Origin of the sequence: Clostridium chrysemydis, assembly GCF_015234215.1 — a bacterium.
Lineage (GTDB): Bacteria > Bacillota > Clostridia > Clostridiales > Clostridiaceae > Clostridium > Clostridium chrysemydis.
On record NZ_JADEKP010000001.1, the window covers coordinates 77,270 to 97,119 of the forward strand.

The 19,850-nt window shown below is 29.0% G+C and carries 24 protein-coding genes; 20 read left to right on the forward strand and 4 right to left on the reverse strand.

Going from position 1 to position 19,850, the window contains the following annotated elements; all coding sequences use genetic code 11:
• The first annotated feature begins 2 nt into the window (after positions 1–2).
• From INR60_RS00380 to tdc, 3 genes are all read left to right on the forward strand, one after another.
• Entirely contained in the window at positions 3–965 is a 963-nt protein-coding gene (locus INR60_RS00380) for a helix-turn-helix transcriptional regulator (protein ID WP_194189488.1), read from the forward strand.
• A 491-nt stretch (positions 966–1,456) separates the two neighbouring features.
• Positions 1,457–2,860 (forward strand): tyrosine-tyramine antiporter, encoded by a 1,404-nt coding sequence (gene tyrP, locus INR60_RS00385; RefSeq protein WP_194189489.1) that lies wholly within the window; start codon positions 1,457–1,459, stop codon positions 2,858–2,860.
• Between the two features lie 13 nt (positions 2,861–2,873).
• Complete coding sequence (tdc, locus tag INR60_RS00390; protein ID WP_194189490.1) at positions 2,874–4,736, forward strand: tyrosine decarboxylase; 1,863 nt, start codon at positions 2,874–2,876, stop codon at positions 4,734–4,736.
• A gap of 120 nt (positions 4,737–4,856) precedes the next feature.
• Here tdc and INR60_RS00395 read toward each other — a convergent pair whose 3' ends face one another.
• Entirely contained in the window at positions 4,857–5,402 is a 546-nt protein-coding gene (locus INR60_RS00395) for a hypothetical protein (RefSeq protein ID WP_194189491.1), read from the reverse strand.
• A 134-nt stretch (positions 5,403–5,536) separates the two neighbouring features.
• Here INR60_RS00395 and INR60_RS00400 point away from each other — a divergent pair, with 134 nt between their 5' ends.
• Positions 5,537–5,899, forward strand: a complete 363-nt coding sequence (locus tag INR60_RS00400) for a hypothetical protein (protein WP_194189492.1) — start codon at positions 5,537–5,539, stop codon at positions 5,897–5,899.
• A gap of 47 nt (positions 5,900–5,946) precedes the next feature.
• Here the strand turns inward: INR60_RS00400 and INR60_RS00405 are convergent, their stop codons facing one another.
• Entirely contained in the window at positions 5,947–7,065 is a 1,119-nt protein-coding gene (locus tag INR60_RS00405) for an HRDC domain-containing protein (RefSeq protein ID WP_194189493.1), read from the reverse strand.
• A 303-nt stretch (positions 7,066–7,368) separates the two neighbouring features.
• On the opposite strand from INR60_RS00405, the gene INR60_RS00410 reads away from it, so the two are divergent.
• The 12 genes from INR60_RS00410 to INR60_RS00465 all read left to right on the forward strand — a co-directional run bounded on the left by INR60_RS00410 (position 7,369) and on the right by INR60_RS00465 (position 14,830).
• Positions 7,369–7,938 carry a hypothetical protein gene (locus INR60_RS00410; RefSeq protein ID WP_194189494.1) on the forward strand — a complete coding sequence of 190 codons (570 nt, stop codon included), beginning with the start codon at positions 7,369–7,371 and terminating at the stop codon, positions 7,936–7,938.
• A gap of 302 nt (positions 7,939–8,240) precedes the next feature.
• Positions 8,241–8,459, forward strand: a complete 219-nt coding sequence (locus INR60_RS00415) for a DUF2997 domain-containing protein (protein WP_194189495.1) — start codon at positions 8,241–8,243, stop codon at positions 8,457–8,459.
• 1 nt (position 8,460) lies between these two features.
• On the forward strand, positions 8,461–9,180 hold the full coding sequence (locus INR60_RS00420; RefSeq protein ID WP_194189496.1) for a helix-hairpin-helix domain-containing protein: 720 nt from the start codon (positions 8,461–8,463) through the stop codon (positions 9,178–9,180).
• Positions 9,180–9,785 carry an anaerobic ribonucleoside-triphosphate reductase activating protein gene (gene nrdG / locus INR60_RS00425; RefSeq protein WP_194189497.1) on the forward strand — a complete coding sequence of 202 codons (606 nt, stop codon included), beginning with the start codon at positions 9,180–9,182 and terminating at the stop codon, positions 9,783–9,785. Before INR60_RS00420 ends, nrdG begins: the two co-directional genes overlap by 1 nt.
• Before the next feature lies 1 nt (position 9,786).
• A complete protein-coding gene (locus INR60_RS00430) occupies positions 9,787–11,451 on the forward strand; it encodes a Ycf46 family AAA ATPase (RefSeq protein WP_194189498.1) in 1,665 nt (554 codons plus the stop codon).
• Positions 11,452–11,465: 14 nt separating this feature from the next.
• Positions 11,466–12,197, forward strand: coding sequence for a hypothetical protein (locus INR60_RS00435; protein WP_194189499.1), 732 nt, complete (start codon positions 11,466–11,468; stop codon positions 12,195–12,197).
• Positions 12,198–12,212: 15 nt separating this feature from the next.
• Entirely contained in the window at positions 12,213–12,941 is a 729-nt protein-coding gene (locus INR60_RS17590) for a helix-hairpin-helix domain-containing protein (RefSeq protein ID WP_194189500.1), read from the forward strand.
• Positions 12,942–12,953: 12 nt separating this feature from the next.
• On the forward strand, positions 12,954–13,400 hold the full coding sequence (locus INR60_RS00445; RefSeq protein ID WP_194189501.1) for a hypothetical protein: 447 nt from the start codon (positions 12,954–12,956) through the stop codon (positions 13,398–13,400).
• A gap of 81 nt (positions 13,401–13,481) precedes the next feature.
• Positions 13,482–13,709, forward strand: coding sequence for a DUF1659 domain-containing protein (locus tag INR60_RS00450; protein WP_194189502.1), 228 nt, complete (start codon positions 13,482–13,484; stop codon positions 13,707–13,709).
• A gap of 48 nt (positions 13,710–13,757) precedes the next feature.
• Positions 13,758–13,979 carry a DUF2922 domain-containing protein gene (locus tag INR60_RS00455; RefSeq protein ID WP_194189503.1) on the forward strand — a complete coding sequence of 74 codons (222 nt, stop codon included), beginning with the start codon at positions 13,758–13,760 and terminating at the stop codon, positions 13,977–13,979.
• A gap of 176 nt (positions 13,980–14,155) precedes the next feature.
• A complete protein-coding gene (locus INR60_RS00460) occupies positions 14,156–14,314 on the forward strand; it encodes a hypothetical protein (protein WP_194189504.1) in 159 nt (52 codons plus the stop codon).
• Positions 14,315–14,407: 93 nt separating this feature from the next.
• Complete coding sequence (locus tag INR60_RS00465; RefSeq protein ID WP_194189505.1) at positions 14,408–14,830, forward strand: MarR family winged helix-turn-helix transcriptional regulator; 423 nt, start codon at positions 14,408–14,410, stop codon at positions 14,828–14,830.
• 105 nt (positions 14,831–14,935) lie between these two features.
• Here the strand turns inward: INR60_RS00465 and INR60_RS00470 are convergent, their stop codons facing one another.
• Together INR60_RS00470 and INR60_RS00475 are read right to left on the reverse strand one after the other, a co-directional pair.
• Positions 14,936–15,454 (reverse strand): NAD(P)H-dependent oxidoreductase, encoded by a 519-nt coding sequence (locus tag INR60_RS00470; protein ID WP_194189506.1) that lies wholly within the window; start codon positions 15,452–15,454, stop codon positions 14,936–14,938.
• 156 nt (positions 15,455–15,610) lie between these two features.
• Positions 15,611–15,784 (reverse strand): hypothetical protein, encoded by a 174-nt coding sequence (locus INR60_RS00475; protein WP_194189507.1) that lies wholly within the window; start codon positions 15,782–15,784, stop codon positions 15,611–15,613.
• Between the two features lie 201 nt (positions 15,785–15,985).
• On the opposite strand from INR60_RS00475, the gene INR60_RS00480 reads away from it, so the two are divergent.
• The 4 genes from INR60_RS00480 to INR60_RS00495 all read left to right on the forward strand — a co-directional run bounded on the left by INR60_RS00480 (position 15,986) and on the right by INR60_RS00495 (position 19,746).
• Positions 15,986–16,537 (forward strand): DUF4878 domain-containing protein, encoded by a 552-nt coding sequence (locus INR60_RS00480; RefSeq protein WP_194189508.1) that lies wholly within the window; start codon positions 15,986–15,988, stop codon positions 16,535–16,537.
• A 469-nt stretch (positions 16,538–17,006) separates the two neighbouring features.
• Complete coding sequence (locus INR60_RS00485; RefSeq protein ID WP_194190945.1) at positions 17,007–17,978, forward strand: mannose/fructose/sorbose PTS transporter subunit IIA; 972 nt, start codon at positions 17,007–17,009, stop codon at positions 17,976–17,978.
• 32 nt (positions 17,979–18,010) lie between these two features.
• Positions 18,011–18,811, forward strand: a complete 801-nt coding sequence (locus INR60_RS00490; RefSeq protein WP_194189509.1) for a mannose/fructose/sorbose family PTS transporter subunit IIC — start codon at positions 18,011–18,013, stop codon at positions 18,809–18,811.
• 17 nt (positions 18,812–18,828) lie between these two features.
• Entirely contained in the window at positions 18,829–19,746 is a 918-nt protein-coding gene (locus INR60_RS00495; protein ID WP_194189510.1) for a PTS system mannose/fructose/sorbose family transporter subunit IID, read from the forward strand.
• The last annotated feature ends 104 nt before the right edge of the window (positions 19,747–19,850 follow it).

Consider the following 19,850-nt stretch of genomic DNA (forward strand, 5'->3'; position numbering starts at 1 on the left):
ATTTGGAACCTAAAGATAAGAAAGTTAAAAGAGTTTTAGATATTTACAATAGATTTTTAAAAAATGAAATCCTAAATAAGAAAGAGCTAGCAGACATATATAATGTAAATGAAAAAACGATCCAAAGAGACATAGAAGATATCAGATGTTATTTTACTGAGAATATAACAAAGCTTGGTGAAAACAATATTAACTATGATAAATCTAAAAAAGGATACATACTAGAAAGCTGCTATGACGGGCTAAATACTAAAAGTATATTAGCTTTGATAAAGGTTCTTTTAGAAAGCAGAGCCTTTTGCAAAGAAGAAATGGAGTTGCTATCTAAGGGATTATTAAATATTGCAAGTGATGCTCAAAAGAAACACATAATTGAGATTATAGGGAATGAGAAGATCAATTATGTTGAATTATCACATAAGGAACCACTTATAGATAAAATTTGGGATTTAAGTGAATGCATCAAACATAGAAAAGTGACAAATATTATATATAAAAAAGATGATGGAAGTATAATTGATAAAAAGGTAAAGCCGATATCTATAATTTTTTCGGAATACTATTTTTATCTCCTTGCCGATTTTAATGATTACGTAAGTGCTAATGTTTATAGGATAGATAAAATAATAGATTATAAAGAGTTAGACAAGCCGTTCATATTAGAAGATAACAAAAAGATAGATGACGGTGAACTAAGAAAGAAGGCTCAATACACGCTAGGTGGAAAAGTGCAAAGAATTGTTTTTGAATATTATGGAGAATCAGTGGAATCGGTTCTAGATAAGCTCCCTACAGCAGAAGTAATATCAAAAGACTTAGATAAGACGGTTATTAAAGTAGAAATTTTAGGTGATGGAATAAAAAAATGGTTTCTAAGTCAAGGTAAAAACGTAAAAGTTTTATCACCGTCAAAGATGGTTGATAAAATGAAAGAAGAAGTTTTAAAAATGAATAAATTATATTAACTAATATAAAAATAAGGCGGTGTTTAAAAACATCGCACTTTTTATATATTAAATAAAAATAATGTAGTTAAATAAAGTTCATTTTAAGTTTAAAAATTTTACTTTTAAAATACAAATAAAAATGAGAGCATTTAAATAAAAAAATCGATACCTATTGAATTATATATAAATCAGCAAAAATATAATTCGTAAAGGTTAGGGAAATTGCTTTAAAAATTCAAAATTTAGATTTAATTTGATTAAGTAGAAAAAAATGTATTTTAAAATTCATCATAAAGTTAATAAATAAATTTATAAAATAAAGGATGTTATTTGACATAGAATTTAATGGGTATATTATGGAGGTGTAAAGAGGTAGGGACAAAATTAAATGGGTGGACTTTAAATAATCAATATTTCAAAGATAAAAAATGTAAACGATTTAAAGAAAGGAGGATAAAATACTGATTATTTAAAATAAATAAAACTTAATATGAAGGGAAGTAGTTTATATGAGTAGTGTGAAAAAACTAACACTTTTTCAACTGATTGGTATAACAATGGCATTTTTCGGCACAGTTAGGAGTGTACCAACCTTAGCAATTAACGGATGGACACAGATTTCATATTTAATTGGTGCTGTTATATTATTTGCTATTCCAATTTCGTTAATTGCAGCAGAACTTGCAACTGGGTGGCCAGAAGAAGGTGGTCCTCAAGTTTGGGTAAGAGAGGCATTTGGAGATAAATGGGGTTTTGTAACTTCATGGCTTTTATGGGTTCAAATGTTCTTTGGAATGGTTATGGTTGCATCTACAGTTGGTGTTTTAATTGGATATGTTATAAATAATCCAGTTTTAGCTCAAAATAATATATTTATATTTTGGGTTATAGTTATTTCATATTGGTTAGTAACTTTATTAAATTTAAAATTTGATATGGTTAAAGTAGTAGGTAATTTAGGAGCAGTTATTGGAGTATACGTACCGTTTTTAGCTTTAGTTATTTTAGGACTAGCTTATCTTTTTAAAAATGGTATAAATCCTGATGGTTATTTAGGAACATTTTCTATGAGTAAGGTATTACCCGATTTTAGTAATTTAGGAAGCTTATCTTATTTTACAGGAATTATATTTATCTTTGCAGGAGTTGAAATATCATCAGTTCATGCAAATAATATAGAAAACCCTAAAAAGAATTATCCAATAGCAGTTATAGGATCAGTAATTTTACTTGTAATTTTCAACTTAATTGCAGGATTAACAGTTGCAAATGCAGTGCCAAAGGGACAAATGGAGCTATCTAATATAACTCAGCCTTTTGTTATATACTGCCAAAGTTTAGGAATACCAAAGCTATTTAATAATATCATTTCAGCTATGATAGCTATAGGTGTACTTGCACAACTTAGTGCTTGGGTACTTGGACCATCTAAAGCTATGATAAAGGTTGCTGAAGAAGGTAATCTACCAAAGGTATTCCAAAAAAGAAGTAAAAATGGAGCACCACTTACTATAGTGTTGATCCAAGCTACAGTAATTTCAATAATATCATTAGCTTATTTATTTACAAAGGATGTTAACAGTGCATTTTATATGATCACTGTAACTACAACAATCCTTTATTGTATAGTTTATATTTTAATTGCAATTTCAGCTATTAAATTAAGATATACAAGGCCAGATGTTAAGAGAACATTTAGACTAGGTTCAAAAGGAAATGGTTTAATGTGGGTTACAGCTAGTTTGGCGTTAATTGGAATTTTATTAACAATAATAGTCGGATTAATTCCACCAAGTGGAACACCAGATAAGACTTTTTATGTAGCATTCCAAGTAATAGGAACAATAGTTTCAGTAGGTATAGCTTTAATTATTTTTGCTTGTAGAAAACCAAGTTGGAAAAAAGAAAACTAAAGGAGAGATTAAAATGAGTGGAAAAGATTTAAACTTAAAAGCATTATTTTTAGGACCAAAATCAGAGAATACAGAGTTCTTTGAAAGACATTTAGTAGACCTTTTTGAGGACCATAGTGAATGGAGAAAAAACTATCATCCAGAGGATATGCCAATTATAAAAAATACTGATAAAAGACAAAAAGATTATTTAGAGACTTCTGATAAAATGGAAGAAGTTTTAACAGAACTTTCAGTTAAATTAAGATCAAAATCATTACCTTGGCATTCACCTAGATTTTTAGGACATATGAATTCAGAAACTTTAATGCCAGCATTACTTGGATATTTTGCAGCAATGCTTTATAACGGAAATAACGTTGCGTATGAATCTTCACCTGGAACTTCAGAAATGGAAGAAGAAGTAGGCTTAGAGTTTGCAAAGTTTATGGGATATGAAGATGGAATAGGTTGGGGACACATCTGTGCAGATGGTTCAATTGCAAACCTAGAAGGACTATGGTATGCAAGAAATATTAAATCATTACCATTAGCTATGAAAGAAGTTACTCCAAATTTAGTTGAAGGTAAAAGTGAATGGGAACTTTTAAATATGTCTACAGAAGAAGTTTTAGATTTATTAGCTAAAGTACCTGAAAAATTAGACGAGTTAAAAGAACATTCAGCAAGAGGATGTGGAGATAAAATAAGAAAGCTAGGTAAATGGTTTGTTCCACAAACTAAGCACTATTCTTGGCTTAAAGCAGCAGATATAATTGGTATCGGAACTGAAAATATCGAAGCTGTAAAAGTAAATGAAAAATATAGAATGGATACAGAAGAACTTGAAAAGAAAATTAGAGAGTTTGCATCACAAGGCATACCAACTTTAGGAGTTGTAGGGGTTGTAGGTTCAACAGAAGAGGGTGCTGTTGATGACATCCACAAGATAATAGAAGTTAAAGATAGATTAGCAAAAGAAGGAATCAAATTCTATGTTCACGTAGATGCAGCTTATGGTGGATATTCAAGAGCTATATTCTTAGATGAAAATGATAAATTCATTGAAAAAGATGAATTAAAAGCAAAATATTTAGAATATGGTGTATTCGAAAATGAAGCTACAGCAGATGCTTGGCCAACTAGCGAAACTTACGAAGCTTATAAAGCTATGAGTAAAGCTGATAGTATTACAATAGATCCACACAAAATGGGATATATTCCTTATTCAGCAGGTGGTATAGTAATAAAAGATAAGAGAATGAGAGATTCAATATCTTATTTTGCAACTTATGTATTTGAAAAAGGAATGAATATACCGGCATTACTTGGAGCATTTATGCTTGAAGGTTCAAAAGCAGGTGCAACAGCAGCAGCAGTTTGGACAGCACATAAAGTTTTACCACTTAATATAACAGGGTACGGTAAACTTATGGGAGCTAGTATAGAAGGGGCATTTAACCTTTATAATCACTTTAGCGGAAAATCATTTATGGTTGGAGACAAAAAGGTTATTATGCATACTTTAATTAGACCAGACTTTAATATGGTGGATTTCGTATTCAATGAAGAAGGAAATAAAGACTTAAAAATAATGAATAAGTTAAATCACGATATGTATGATCAAGCTTCATTTGTAAGTGGCGGACTTTATGCAAATGACTTTATAACATCACACACTGATTTTGCTAAACCAGATTACGGTGACTCTCCATTCCACTTCGTTCACAGCTGTGGTATGAGCAGGGAAGAGTGGGATAAAGAAGGTAAAGTTACTTTACTAAGAGCTTGTGTGCTTTCACCATTCTTAGGAAATATGGACACTTTCAATGAATATATGGAAAAAATAGATTCAGCTATTTCAGAAAAATTAAATAAAATTTATGACGTAAGATAGGTTTTAGGGTTATAAAATAAAGGGAATCTCAATTTAGCAAATAAAAGAATTGCTAATTAGAGATTCCTTTTTAAAATTATACGGAAGTATAATTTCAAAGTTAATATTTAAATAATGTTTTTAATTTTGAATATAACAATTATTAGTATAATTAAAATGATACCTTTCATTTGCAGTATTATCTAAATTATAGAAATACACGCTCTTTAGTTTGTTATTTGGATTTCTCTTATTGAAATTTAAGATTAAATTCCAAACTTCTTCTTTTTGTGAATCTAATATAGTATCTTTTCCTATAGTTTTAAAACAAATTTTTATACTAGCACCAAGTGCAATATCATCACTATAATAAAATTGATATTTAATAGGAAAAGAAAGACCTTCTGCTTCTTCACAAAAATTAGGTTCAGATTCGTAAAGATTACGGCCTTTGATATCTGTATCTAAGAATTTTTGAGTTTTCCAAGCTTTTTCTAATTTAGTATCTTTAGTGTTTTCCTTGTTAGAAGTTTTTTTATCATCTGTTTTAGATGTTTCATCTTTATCTTTAAGAACAATTTCATCGTCTTTAGAATCACATTTATAAGAAACTGTAGATTCATTAGTACAAGAAATTAAACTTATTGAAATAAGTAAAATAAGAGAAATAGATATAGTTTTTTTCATTTTTATGCTCCTAATTATTGTTACCACTTTTAATTGTATGATTAAAGTTAGATATTTAAGAGTAGAAGAGGTAAAATTATAGTTAAATAATTAAAAGATATAACTTTACGATTTTTAAAGATGAGGAAAAGATAATGATTGAAAAGCTAAGAATAAAGATAATAGATAAGGGAACAGGAAAGGTAGAGGATTTTAAAACAGAGCAATACGATATCGATTTAGATGGAAGTATAAATTACAAATACTATAAATCTCAAACTAAAGAAATAATTGAAGAAAGAACTTATATGAAAGAGAAAAGAGAAGCAATAGAATTATTTACTAAGGTTAACAACTATATCGAAAGTGGAATAAGGGATGATGATATATTTAGGATTTGTGACGGGAATAGCTATAATCTAAGGGCATATTTTAGGGAAGGCTTTATTAAAGAGTTCAGAGGGACCAAAGGTGGAGGAAGCACTATAGATAAAATAATAGATGAATATATATTATAAGTTAAAAGCCAGAGAGAAAAGATGCATTATTTCTCTTTGGCTTTATTTTATTTGAGGATATCTAAGATGGCTTGACCGTACTTTTCTACTTTAATAGGACCAAGGCCTTGGATTTTTAGAAGCTCATCTTTAGTCTTAGGTAAAGCATTAAGAATTGCTTCTAAAGTTTTATTATTAAAAATATAAAAGGCTGCGACCTTTTCTTCTTTTGATTTTTGAAGTCTATAATTTTTTAGCTTATTTCTAAGTGTTTCTATATTTATTTTTTTATTTTTTATTTCTTTAGGGCTACAAAAATCTTCTATTATAATTTTTACTGTAGGTTCTTTAATTTCTAAATTTGAAGATTTGAAATTTAAATCTTCATTTAATGGTGAAGAATTTAAAGAATTATTATTAGGTACATTTTCTACAAAGTCTTCTTTAGTTAAGGCGTATTTTGAATTATAGTCTATCTTAACGGGTTTATTGTTTTCCTTTAAAAAGTCTGCTATGGAATATAGTTTTTTATCAGGCATATCAAATGCATTTTTCTTTTTATATGTATCTATTGTTTTACTTAAGTGATTTGTAAGTTGATCATATTTTATTATCCCGCTTTTTATTTGCTTTGGTGCTTTTGTTTTTGTGACGATACTTTTAGGGTTAGCTATTGTAACACAAGAAAGTATCGGAAAATTATTTACTAGATTATGTTTTTTTAAGATCTTACTTAGAATTCTAACGTGTCGTTCATTTTGTGAAATTGGGCTAAAAATTCCTTCTTTTTTATATATCTTCCCACTTTTAGTTTTAAAGTTTCTTATAAAGTCGCCTGACTCATTAATATAGATATCTCCAGTTAACCTTTTAGTTTCAAGAATCATAATAAAATATGGGTTTAGGATTATATAATCCATTTGAGCTGAGTGTTCGCCGTCCTCAAGCCTAATATCGTGTAGAACAAGGATAGGTAAAAATGAGTTGTTAAGTTCATATCTAATATTTTTTTCACCCTCAATTCCATATTTTAAAAGGTAATAATCAGTTTTAATTTGATTAACCTTACTTGTTTTAACTTGCTTTATCAAATTTTCTAAGTCTTTTAATTGAGTGTTATCATCTTTAAAGTCTTTTAAAAATATTGGTTCTTTAATTGATGAACCAAATAGAAATTGTTTTAGCATATTTATCTCCCTTATAAAAGTTTATATCAATATTATAGTAAAAAGTTTTAAATATAACAAATAAATTGATTATATGGTAATAAAATACAATATTCTTTAAATTGAAAATATAGAATAAGGAAGTCAAATTAATACTTATAAAGTTACTAAAGATTGATATTATAAAAAATAGTTATTTATATTTTGTGAAATAAATAATTTATATTTATAAGAATTAGCAAAATAATAAAATTACAACATAAAATAAGGTTTTTATTACAATTTATACAAAAAAATGATAAAATACCCTCTGAGGTGAATAATATGAATAAATTGCTACAAAAAATTACTTTAGGAATCATAATTGCATTCTCGGGGACATTAATAGGATGTGGTTCTGATAAAACTGTAATGACTGAGGCACCTAGCACTCAGCAAACAGAAAATACTGAAAAGATTGATTTGAAAGATAAAAAAGATGATCAATCAAAAGATAAGCAGGAAGTTAAAGACGATAAAAAAGATGATAGCGCATTTTCTGAAGAAAGTAAGAAAGAAGAAGTAAAAAAAGAGGAGCCAAAAAAGGCAGAACCTAAAAAAGAAACTTCTACTCCAAAAAAGAGCCAAAGTGAGACTAAGAGTAATTCAAACTCTTCAAGTTCAAGCAACAAGAAACCAGCTTCAAATAGTAATACTTCTAAAAATGAATCTAGTAAGCCAAAGAAAAATACTACTGTAGAAGCGCCTGCTAAAAAAGGACAAACAGTTTATTTAACAGCAACAGGTAAGAAATATCATAGGATTCCAAAATGCGGTAACACTAAAACTAGTTGGAGTACAGATTCAGAAAAAGCAAAGGCTCAAGGGTATGAACCTTGTAAAAAATGTTTTTAATTAGAATTTTAGACAATGGCAAATTGCCATTGTCTTTTTTATTGTAATATTCTATTTAAGATATACTAATATAAATTATGTATAAAAATATAAAATATGGTTAAAATATTTACTGATAGTAACTAGGATAACTTATATCGCAGGAAAGGGTAACGGTGCTTCGGACACACCGTTACCTTTTTTTCTATTTTTATAGATTATTATGGGGTATTTAGGACTATTATGGTAAATGATTACTGATAAATTTAGACATAGGTGGTATAATTTAAGTAGTTTTTTAAAAAAATTTTAGGGGGAGTAATATGAGTAATAAAAAAATAAAAGTAAGAATTTATCCAAATGGAGAGATTTCTGCATACACAGAAGGTATGAAAGGTGAAGAATGTTTAAAATATGCAGATGAATTGGAAGCTCTTTTAGAAGCTAGAATAGTTGATTCGGAACTTTTAGATGAATATTATGAAAAGGCTGAAGTTGCTGAATTTGAAGAAGAAGTTGAAGTTTTAAACGAGGAGAATTAAGATGAATGAATTTATGAATAATAAATCATGGAGAATCGAAAATTCCCTTTGGGTTATATTAAGTTTTGTTTCACTTTTATCTGGACTTCAACTTATTTATATAGGACTTAAAGTAAATAATAAAAAGTGGAAAGTGATAGGAATTGTTACTTTAGCATTAATATATGCATCAGCTATGCTACATATAATATTTCAGTTTATATCTTTTGATGTTTCAGTAGGAATTTTCGCCGTAGTTTATATTTGGAATATTATTTATAGTTTCGCGATTAGAGAGGAATATTTGAGAGCCTATTCAAATATTTTAACGCAAAAAATTATGGAAAATAATAAAGAATACTATAAGTTAGATGAGGATACAAATAATACTGAGTTAAAAGGAAAAAAGGTTAGTGTCGATGCAAATAGAGAAGTTAATGAGGCTATGAAAGAAATAAATTCTTTAGTGAATAAATCATCAAAAGAAAATTATGTATCAAATAAAATAGATATAAATACCTGCGATGAAAGAACTTTAATAAAAGAATGTGGGACAAACATAGTAATAGCAAAAAGAGCTATAAAGTATAGGGAAGAAAAGGGTGGATTTAAAAGTATTGATGAGTTTATAGAACTTATTAATGTAGCACCATCAAAAAAAAATGAGATTAGAAGAAAAATTAAATGCGAAGAAATAATAAGAAATATTGAAAATAGAAGAGTTAGAAGAGTTGATTTTTAATGAAACTTAGAACTTATAAAATATTAAAAAAAACAAATGTAGAGGGTCCAGGCTTAAGGTACTGTATTTGGGTTCAGGGATGTCCTATTCATTGTGATGGGTGTATGAATGTTGATACTTGGAGCTTTGAATCAGGAATACTTTTAGATGTAGAAAAGCTTATTTTAGATATAAAAAAGCAAGAGGAGATTGAAGGAATTACAATCTTAGGTGGAGAGCCTTTTTGTCAAGGAAAAGAGCTTGCCTACATCTTTAAAAGAATAAAGAATGAAACAAATCTTTCAATTTTATGTTTTAGTGGATATGAATATGAATACATATTAAAAAGTAATAAAGAAGAATGGAATAAGATGTTAAGGTATATAGACTTACTTATTGATGGACCATATATAAAAGATAAAAGAGACTTTTCAAGACCTTGGGTAGGATCTTCAAATCAAAATTATAGGTTTTTATCAAAAAGGTATGAAAATATGAAAAATAATATTTCAGATATAAAAAATAAAGTGGAAGTTAGGGTAAGTAAAAACGGAAGCATATTTATAAATGGTATGGGTGAAATTGAAAAGATTAAAGAGAGTGTAATTAAGAGTTGGAGGGACTAAAATGTTAAAGACAGATTACAAAAAATATATATCGAATCTATTAAAAGCTAGGTTTCCTTTTTTGTATATGACTACTTGGGAAGAAGATAGAGCAATATGTTTTATAGAAGATATTGCAAAAGATACAGAGTACATTAAAACTGTTAGAAAGGTCTATACTTGGAGTCAAACAGAGGGAGTTCTTTGTGACGGGCAATATGTTAAAAAAGATGCAAAAAATCCTTTAGATGCACTTGAATTTATTGAAAAAGTCGAAGAGCCAGCAATATTTATTTTGAAGGATTTCCATGTGTTTTTAGGAGTTCAAAATAATAAAAAAAGTTTTGATGTTATAAGGAAATTAAGAGATTTATCATACAGCCTAAAGGGTAGTATGAATCCTAAAAATGTGATTTTTATTTCACCTGAGCTTGTTTTACCAACTGAACTTCAAAAAGATATAACTATAGTTGACTTTGAATTACCAACAGTAGAGGATATTACAGAGATATTAGATGGTATGATAGAGGCTAATAAAGATAGTGGAAGAATCAATATAAATTTAGATGAAAAAGAAAAATCAATCTTAGCAAAAGCAGCATTAGGACTAACTGTCCAAGAAGCTGAAAATGCTTTCGCAAGAGCTATGGTTGAAGACGGTAGACTTGATATAGATGATTTAGAACTTATAATTGATGAGAAATGTCAAGTTATAAAAAAGACAGGAATTTTAGAATTTATAAAGGCAGATTTAAATATTAATGATGTAGGTGGCTTAGAAAATTTAAAAAGATGGATAATTAAAAGAAATAGAAGCTGGATGCCAGAGGCAAAAAAATATAATTTACCAGCACCTAAAGGTGTTCTAATTACAGGGGTACCAGGTTGTGGTAAGAGTTTAACAGCTAAAGCTATAAGTGCAATGTGGAAACTTCCTCTTTTAAGGTTAGATATGGGGAAAATATTTAGCGGTATAGTAGGTAGTTCGGAAGAAAATATGAGAAAAGCAATTAAAACTGCTGAGGCTGTATCTCCTTCTATTTTGTGGATAGATGAAATAGAAAAAGGGTTTAGTGGATTAAGTGGTGGTGGAGATTCAGGGGTTTCTTCAAGACTTCTTGGAACATTTTTAACTTGGATGCAGGAAAAAGAAAAACCTGTTTTCGTTGTTGCAACAGCAAATAACATAAATAGTTTGCCATCAGAAATGCTTAGAAAAGGTAGATTTGATGAAATATTTTTTGTTGATTTACCAACTAAAAAAGAAAGAAAAGAGATATTTAAATTACATTTAAATAAAAAGTTAAAAAACACAGAAGTTTCAGGTGGTATAGAGGTCTCAGAAGATTTATTAGATAGATTATCTGATTTAACAGAAGGTTTCGTTGGAGCTGAAATAGAGCAAGCAGTAATAGGTGCTTTATTTGAAGCTTTTTCAGAGGATAGAAATCTAGAAATTAAAGATTTAGAAAGAGTAATTAAAAACACAGTACCTCTTTCAGTTACTCAAAGAGAACAGATATTAGCAATAAGAAAATGGGCTAACGTAAGAGCAGTAGCAGCAACTGCTTTAGAAGATAGAAACGAATATAAAAATCAAGATGAAGATGAAAAAATCAGTGTAAAAGATGAAGATAATTCAGATGAAATTAAAAAATCTAGAGGTGGAAGAACTATAGATTTTTAAAAGGGGGAATATAAATGTCAGTATGTATAGCACTTTTACCTGTAGCCTTAGTATTAAGGGTATCTTTAGGTAAAGAAGGGTTTGAAAAATTTTGTAGGTTAGGAACAAAGAGAATATATACGAATGTTCAAAGTATAGATGAAATGCAATCTTATATAAGAAGGGCTGGATATGATGCAAATATAATGTCAACTATTATAAAAACACATCTGAGCGGGTTTAAGTATGATTTCTTACTTTGGAAAACAGATGAATATGGAAATATGTGCATAGACTTAGCAAAATCAAGAATGAATAGACAGACTGTTATAAGCCATTTATCAAGGGTTGAACAAGCTGCTGGAAGGACGATATTTGTTGAGCATAACGAAGAAGAGGAGAATTTAGAATTTACTAAAAGTTTTGAAACTCAATTTACTGATAAAGAAATGTTAATCAAAACTTTAGAGTCTTATAACCTTCCAATGCAAGTTGAGGGTGATGATATTTCTGTCAGAGTAGAAGATTATGATTTATTATATGAAAAAGAAGGGGACGGATATAATCTAACTATAAACTATGAAAATGAGGGGGATTTAGATAAACTTTATTCTCAAATACTAGAGTTTGACAGTGAATATAAAAAGAATGTTCAAGGGAAAGTATATGAAAATCTAGTAGAAAAGATTAAAGAAACTAATATGGAAATTGAAAGTGAAGACTTTTTAGAAGATAATTCGGTTGTCCTTACTTTAACTGTAGACTAGGAGGTAAATTATAAAGTGAAAGAAAATATAATATATGATAAACAGTGGGGGTTATTAAATTCCTTTTGGATGTTAACACCTTTAACACTATTTTTTTCAGGGGTGCAACTTATTTATATAGGAAGAAAAGTTAATAAAAATTTATGGACTATATTAGGTGCAATATCAGTTGCTGCTATTTGGATTTTAATGATTATTAATTTAGATTTTGGAGCAAATGCAGTAATAATATTATTTTTTGCAAATATAATCTATGATTTTGTTATAAGAAAAGAGTATTTAATTAGATTAAAAGCATTAGAGGATTCAAAGCTTCCAACTAAAGAAGAGATGATGTATGAAAGAATTAAAATGGAATACTCTTCAAAAGACGAATCAATAGAAGATATAGAAATCATAGAGCCAGAAGCTGAAGTTAATAAAGCTGTGGAAGAAATAAATAATCTTAGAACTTCTGGTGTAAAAAAAGAAGAAGTTAAGGTTGAATATAATAAAAATAGTAATCTTATAGATATAAATAGTATGGATGAAGATGAGATAATGAAAGAGTGTGGAACTAATATCATTTTAGCAAAAAGAGTTATAAGATACAGAAATGAAAAAGGTGCATTCAAAAATGTTGATGAATTTTTAGAACTTTTAAGTCTTCCAAATTCAAGAAGAGAAGAGTTAAAAAGAAGACTAAAAGTAAAAGAAGAAAAAAGGAACACTGATTACAGACAATCTAGAATAGTAGACTTTTAAGGGGTGATTTAAATGTCAGCGTGTATGCTACTTATTCCAATAGCTGTCGTAATATTTACATCAACTACTGATAATTTGCTAGGGGAAGCACTTAAAACAAAAAATGTAAAAGAATTTAAAACTCAGTTTAATGATAAGGAAGTGCTTTTAGAGACTCTAAAACAATATTGCCTTCCAATAGAACTTTTAGAGGATAATATTAAAACAAGTGTAGAAGGATACGACTTACTTTTTACTAAAACAAAAGAATGTTATATTTTAAAGGTATTAACTGAGGATATAAAGAGACTTAATGAATTATATATAAAGCTTAAAGAGTTTGATAAGGAATATAAGAAGAACGTACAGGGTAAAGTATATGAGAATTTAATTAGAAAAATAGATAAAACGGATATGAAAGTTATAGAGGAGGATTATTTAGAGGATAACTCTGTATTAATAACGTTATCTGTGGATTAAAAAAAAGCATCAATTATTTTGATGCTTTTTCTATTTAAGAACTCCTTTTGCATATTTAGTAGATGAAAGGAGTTGATAGATATGGTATCAAAAATAGTGAATGAGGCAAGCTTAAAAGTCGCTTATTTAAAGGGGCAAAACGAAAATGGGAAGGATATAATTAAATCTCAAAGATTTAGTAATCTTAACCTTTCAGCTACTAAAGAAGGACTGTACGCTGTAGCGTCAGAGATAGCTAGTTTAATAGCATTTCCGTTATCAGAACTTACAGTCGAAGAAGATAGTGTACTTTTAGAAGAAGAAGCTTAAGTATCAAAAGATAGGCAAAATAAATTATTTAAAAGGGGGAATTTGTATATGTTAGAAAAGTCATTAGTAATGGGGTTTGAAAATGAGTCTGGGAAAAAGTTTAATTTAAGAATAAGGGAGATCAAAACAGACTTAACAAAAGAACAGATAAATAGAGCTATGGATGCTATAGTCTCTAATGATGTTTTTGTAACTACTGGTGGTAAAGTTACTAAAAAGCTTGGGGCAGAAATAATAACAGAAGAAACTACTAAAGTTGAGATAATTTAATTTAAGGAAATAGCTTGCAAAGTTTTTGTAGGCTATTTTTTTATATAACTTCTTACAAAGAGTATATTAATAAAAATCTACAAGATAAAACATTCAAATAACAATTGTTAACTTCTAAATCATATGAAAAAAATTTTGATATAATTTTATATATAAAAGGATGGGAGATGATTTTTATGAGTTTTAAAAGTGAAGAGGAAAAAATCAAAAATAAACTTAAAGAATTAAAAGATGAAGAACTTAAAGATTATCATAAAAAAGCAATAGAAAAAGAGGAACCTAAAGCTATAGAGTTAGCTCAAAAAGAGATGACTAAGAGGGGAATCTTCTGGTAGAGGACTTGCAGAGAATATTCTGCAAGTTTTTTAAATTTTAAGCTAGTTTGTGTTATAATCATATAAAGATAAAAAATAAAAAAAGGTGATAAAATGATTGAAAACTTAGCACTTCTTATAAATGAAACAGAAAAACTTATATCAAATAGCATAACTCGTAAATTTAAAGAAAACGGGATAGAAATCACTTTTGAACAATACACTATCTTAAATAATTTATGGAATACAAATAGTCTCTCTCAATGCCATTTAGCTATGCTAACTAATAGGGATCAGGCTAGTACTTCTAGAATTATTAATACTCTTATAAAAAATGAGCTTATAGTAAAAAGAGTTTGTGCTAAAGATAAAAGGATAAATAGGATTGAACTAACAGAAAAAGGAGCTTCTTTAAAGGAACCAGTTTTAAAGTTAATTAATGAATGCTTAGTTCAAACTACTAATGGCCTTAACGAAGAGCAAATAATGCAAGGCGTAGATTTATTAAATACGATAAAAGAAAATTTAAATAAATAAAAAATAGGATGCTTTTAAAGATTAAAAGCATCCTATTTTTATATTAGTTAATTAGAAGTTAATTATGAGAAATTTTATATTTTTTTGGACAAAATTTTAAATATATTATTTAGTTAATAAATCAGCTAAAGCTTCCGCGCTTTCTTTAACTTTTTCACCTGTTAAGTTGTGTGCATCGTATGCTACAAATGCAGGTTTGTAATTCATTTTTGTGAAGCTTGCCATATTTTCAAAAGTTTTAGTTAATTCACTTATAGTAAATCTTTGCATTCCACCAGCTCTGTAAGATTCTTCTTGACCTCCAGCTGATATTGCTAACATAAATTCTTTTCCTTTTAATTTATCTCCGTTTGGTCCGTGTGAGAAGTTAAAAGCAAATACTTCGTCTTGCCACATTTTTAATAATGCAGGAGCATTATACCAATAGAATGGGAATTCAAATACTATTCTTTCGTGAGCTTGTACTAATTCTTGTTCTTTCTTTACATCGATTTTCATATCAGGGTATTCTTTATAAATATTGTGGATTGTTATGTTTTCTTCTTTTTCTAAACGAGTCATCCATGCCTTATTTATTCTTGAATTTTCGATATTTGGGTGTGTTAATATTACTAATGTTTTCATTTGTTTAAATCCTCTTTTCTTTAATTATGTTATTTTTACTTTTTAAATTCGGCCGATATCAAAAAGTGATACTTGTTTATGCAAGTAATTTTAAATTTATTATAAGACACATTACTTGTTTATGCAAGTATTATTTTTAAAAGTTTTTTATAAACATTAAAGAAGATTATAAATATCTATCAATTTACCTAAAATTTTTAAAGATAAATCCTTGTCTTTATAGTTTGATTTCTCTATTTTATCTAATAATCTTTGTAGTTCTATTTCTTCGAAATATATATGTTTTAAAAATATATCATCATTAGAAAAGATTAAATTTAAATCAATCATTTAAACACCTCAAAATAATTTATTAAGTTTATTATAAACCAAAAAGCCTTAAAATAGAACATATGTTCGTAAATGTATCTAAAAAAATATGAATAAATTGATAATTAAACTAGATTTAGACAAAGTATGACAAATTTATATAAAGCTTTAGGGTAAAATTGTATAGATACTTTATAAATAAATGATAAGGGGTAAGAGCAAATGAAAAATCTTAAAAAGTTAACGGCTGTAGTTCTTATTGGTATATTAGCTTTAGGGCTTGTTGCATGTGGAACTAAAACGCCTACTGATGTTGTAAATGAGTATTTCAGCGAAATTAAAAAAGGTGATAACTCAGAATTAAATGATCTTATAGAAGATAAGGTTAAAACTGGAGATGCAAAAGAAGATAAAGAGGTATCTAAAGATACTGAAAAAGCTATGACAAATGTAATTAAGCAAATAGACGGTAAAGCAACTTCAGAAAAAATAGATGGAGATAATGCAACAGTAAATGTTACTGTAAAGGGACCTAACATATCTCAAATGATGTTAAAATTTATCTCTCAAGCTATGCAAGCTGCATTTAGTGGAAAACAAGTAACAGATGCAGAAATGGAAAAAATGTTACAAGAAGAATTTAAAAATCCACCTACAGACGAGAGAAGTGGAGAAATTCATTTAACTAAAAAGGATAATGAATGGAAAATTCAAACAGATGATGGATTAATGAATGTTGTATTAGGAAAGGCACAAATGCCAAATAAAAAATAATAAATAATAAAGAGATAATAAGGAAAGACTATAGATTAAATATGCTATAGTCTTTTTAAATTTCCTTTTAGCGATAAATTTTTAGCTAGAGGAAACTTAAAGCAGAGCATTGAAAAATTTTTTCTGAAAAAGGAGTTTTTAATAAGGTGTTATGAAAGTAATTTCAAATTTTGTGCATAAAAATAAATCCTAAAAAAATGTTTTTTTACAAGTTAATATATTAACAAAGTGTTAAAATTTGTTTACTAAACGTTTACTAAACATCAAAAAGGCATAAAGTAGATTATATGTACTTTCAGCTAAAATTTACTTAAAATAATGGTTTAGTAAAAGATTAACAATTTGTAACATATTGTAGAAAAATGTACTTATGCATAAAAAAAGTGATAAAATTCAACTATGTAAATTTTGTTTAAAATTTCAATTCAATTTTAAAGAAAGTTTAAGTGAGTAATAGGAGGGAGATATGATGGTAGGAATTATTCTTGCAAGTCATGGAGAATTCGCCAAAGGTATTCTGCAATCGTCTTCAATGATTTTCGGTGAACAAGAAAACGTTAAAGCGGTTACTTTAATGCCAAGTGAAGGACCAGATGACATCAGGAAAAAAATGGAAGATGCAATTGCATCATTTGAAAATTCAGAAGAGGTTTTATTTTTAGTAGACCTTTGGGGAGGGACTCCATTTAACCAAGCTAACAGCTTATTTGAAGAACACAAAGACAAATGGGCAATCGTAGCTGGTATGAACTTACCTATGGTAATTGAAGCTTTTGGATCTCGTTTTTCAATGGATACAGCACACGAAATTGCAAAAAATATCCTAAATCCTTCTAGAGAAGGAATTAAGATCAAACCAGAAGAGTTAGAAGTAGTAGAAAAAGCACAAGAAGATACTAGTGCAAAATCTAATTCAGGAGCTCCTGGATCTTTCGAATACGTTTTAGCACGTATAGATTCTCGTTTACTTCATGGTCAAGTTGCTACAGCTTGGACAAAAGCAACACATCCAACAAGAATTATTGTTGTTTCTGATGATGTTTCTAGAGATGCGCTTCGTAAAAAGTTAATACAACAAGCAGCTCCACCAGGGGTTAAAGCTCACGTTGTTCCTGTGGAACAAATGATTAAGCTTGCAAAAGACGACAAGCACTTTGGAGGACAAAAAGCATTACTTCTTTTTGAAAATCCACAAGATTTATTAAGAGCAGTAGAAGGGGGAGTTCCTATAAAGGTCGTAAATGTTGGATCTATGGCACACTCACCTGGAAAAGTTCAACCAAACAAAGTACTTGCATTTAGCCAAAAAGATATTGATACTTTTTCTAAGCTTAAAGAAGCAGGACTTACATTTGATGTTCGTAAAGTCCCAAATGATGATAAAGGAAAGATGGACGATATCCTAAAAAAAGCACAAGAAGAATTAAATAAATTAAAGTAATCATATTTTAATTTAAAAGGAGGATTAAGGTCGTGGATTTAAATTTTTTTCAAATTACATTAGTTATTATTATAGCGTTTATAGCAGGTGTTGAAGGGATATTAGATGAATTTCAATTCCATCAACCAGTAATAGCGTGTACTTTAATCGGATTAGTTACAGGAAACTTAGTTCCTTGTTTAATCTTAGGTGGTACACTTCAAATGATAGCCTTAGGTTGGGCAAACATTGGTGCAGCTGTTGCACCTGATGCAGCACTTGCATCTGTTGCATCTGCAATTATTTTAGTTTTAGGTGGTCAAGGCACAGCAGGTGTTGATTCAGCTATAGCTATAGCTATTCCATTAGCTGTTGCAGGTTTATTATTAACTATCATAGTACGTACTATAGCTACTGCATTTGTTCATTTAATGGATGCTGCTGCTAAAGAAGGTAACATAAGAAAAGTAGAAATGTGGCACATAATTGCTATCTGTCTTCAAGGGCTTCGTATAGCAATCCCAGCTGGACTTATTATCTTAATCGGTGCAGAGCCAATCAAAGCATTACTTAACTCAATGCCAGCTTGGTTAACAGCAGGTTTAGCTGTTGGTGGTGGAATGGTTGTTGCTGTTGGTTATGCAATGGTAATAAACATGATGGCAACAAAAGAAGTTTGGCCATTCTTTGCAATTGGTTTCGTTTTAGCAACTGTTTCAGAAATCACTCTTATTGGACTTGGTGCAATCGGTGTATCTTTAGCACTTATCTACTTAGCACTTAGTAAAAAAGGTGGTTCAGGCGGTAATACAAATACTGGGGATCCAGTAGGTGATATTATCGATAACTACTAAAGAGGAGGGGATTTATAATGGAAAACGAAAAGAAATTAAAATTATCAAAAAAAGATCGTCTTGCGATTTGGTTTCGTTCATTCTTTATTCAAGGTTCTTGGAACTATGAAAGAATGCAAAATGGTGGTTGGGCTTTCTCATTAGTTCCAGCTATAAAGAAATTATATAAAACAAAAGAAGAAAGATCAGCGGCACTTGTTCGTCACTTAGAATTCTTCAATACTCACCCATACGTAGCTTCTCCTATTATCGGAGTAACACTAGCACTAGAAGAAGATCGTGCAAACGGTGCACCTGTTGATGATGTAACTATTCAAGGTGTTAAAGTTGGTATGATGGGACCTTTAGCAGGTATAGGAGATCCAGTATTCTGGTTCACTTTAAGACCTATTTTAGGTGGTTTAGCAGCATCTCTTGCTATGGCTGGTAATATTTTAGGACCAATCATATTCTTCTTAGGTTGGAATATTATTAGAATGGCATTTACTTGGTACACTCAAGAGTTTGGTTACAAAGCTGGTTCTCGTATTACAGACGATTTATCAGGTAACTTACTTCAAGATGTTACTAAAGGTGCTTCAATCCTTGGTATGTTTATCTTAGGTTCTTTAGTTAACAGATGGGTATCTATCTCATTTACACCAGTAGTATCTTCTGTTCAACTAAGTAAAGGTGCTTTTATAGACTGGGCTAACTTACCAGCTGGCGCTGAAGGAATTAAAACTGCTTTAATTCAACAAGGCCAAGGGTTATCATTAACTCCAGAAAAAGTTACAACTTTACAAGATAACTTAAACTCTTTAATCCCAGGGCTTGCAGGGTTATTATTAACACTTCTTTGCATGTGGTTATTAAAGAAAAAAGTATCTCCAATCGTTATGATTATAGCTCTATTTATAATAGGTATACTATTACACGTAATTGGATTAATGTAAGATGTTTATATGGCCTAGGTTAAAAAATTCTTTAACCTAGGTCTTTATTAGATATAATATACTTAAAAGAGTACATATAAAATAATTAGAAGAGAGGGATTAAT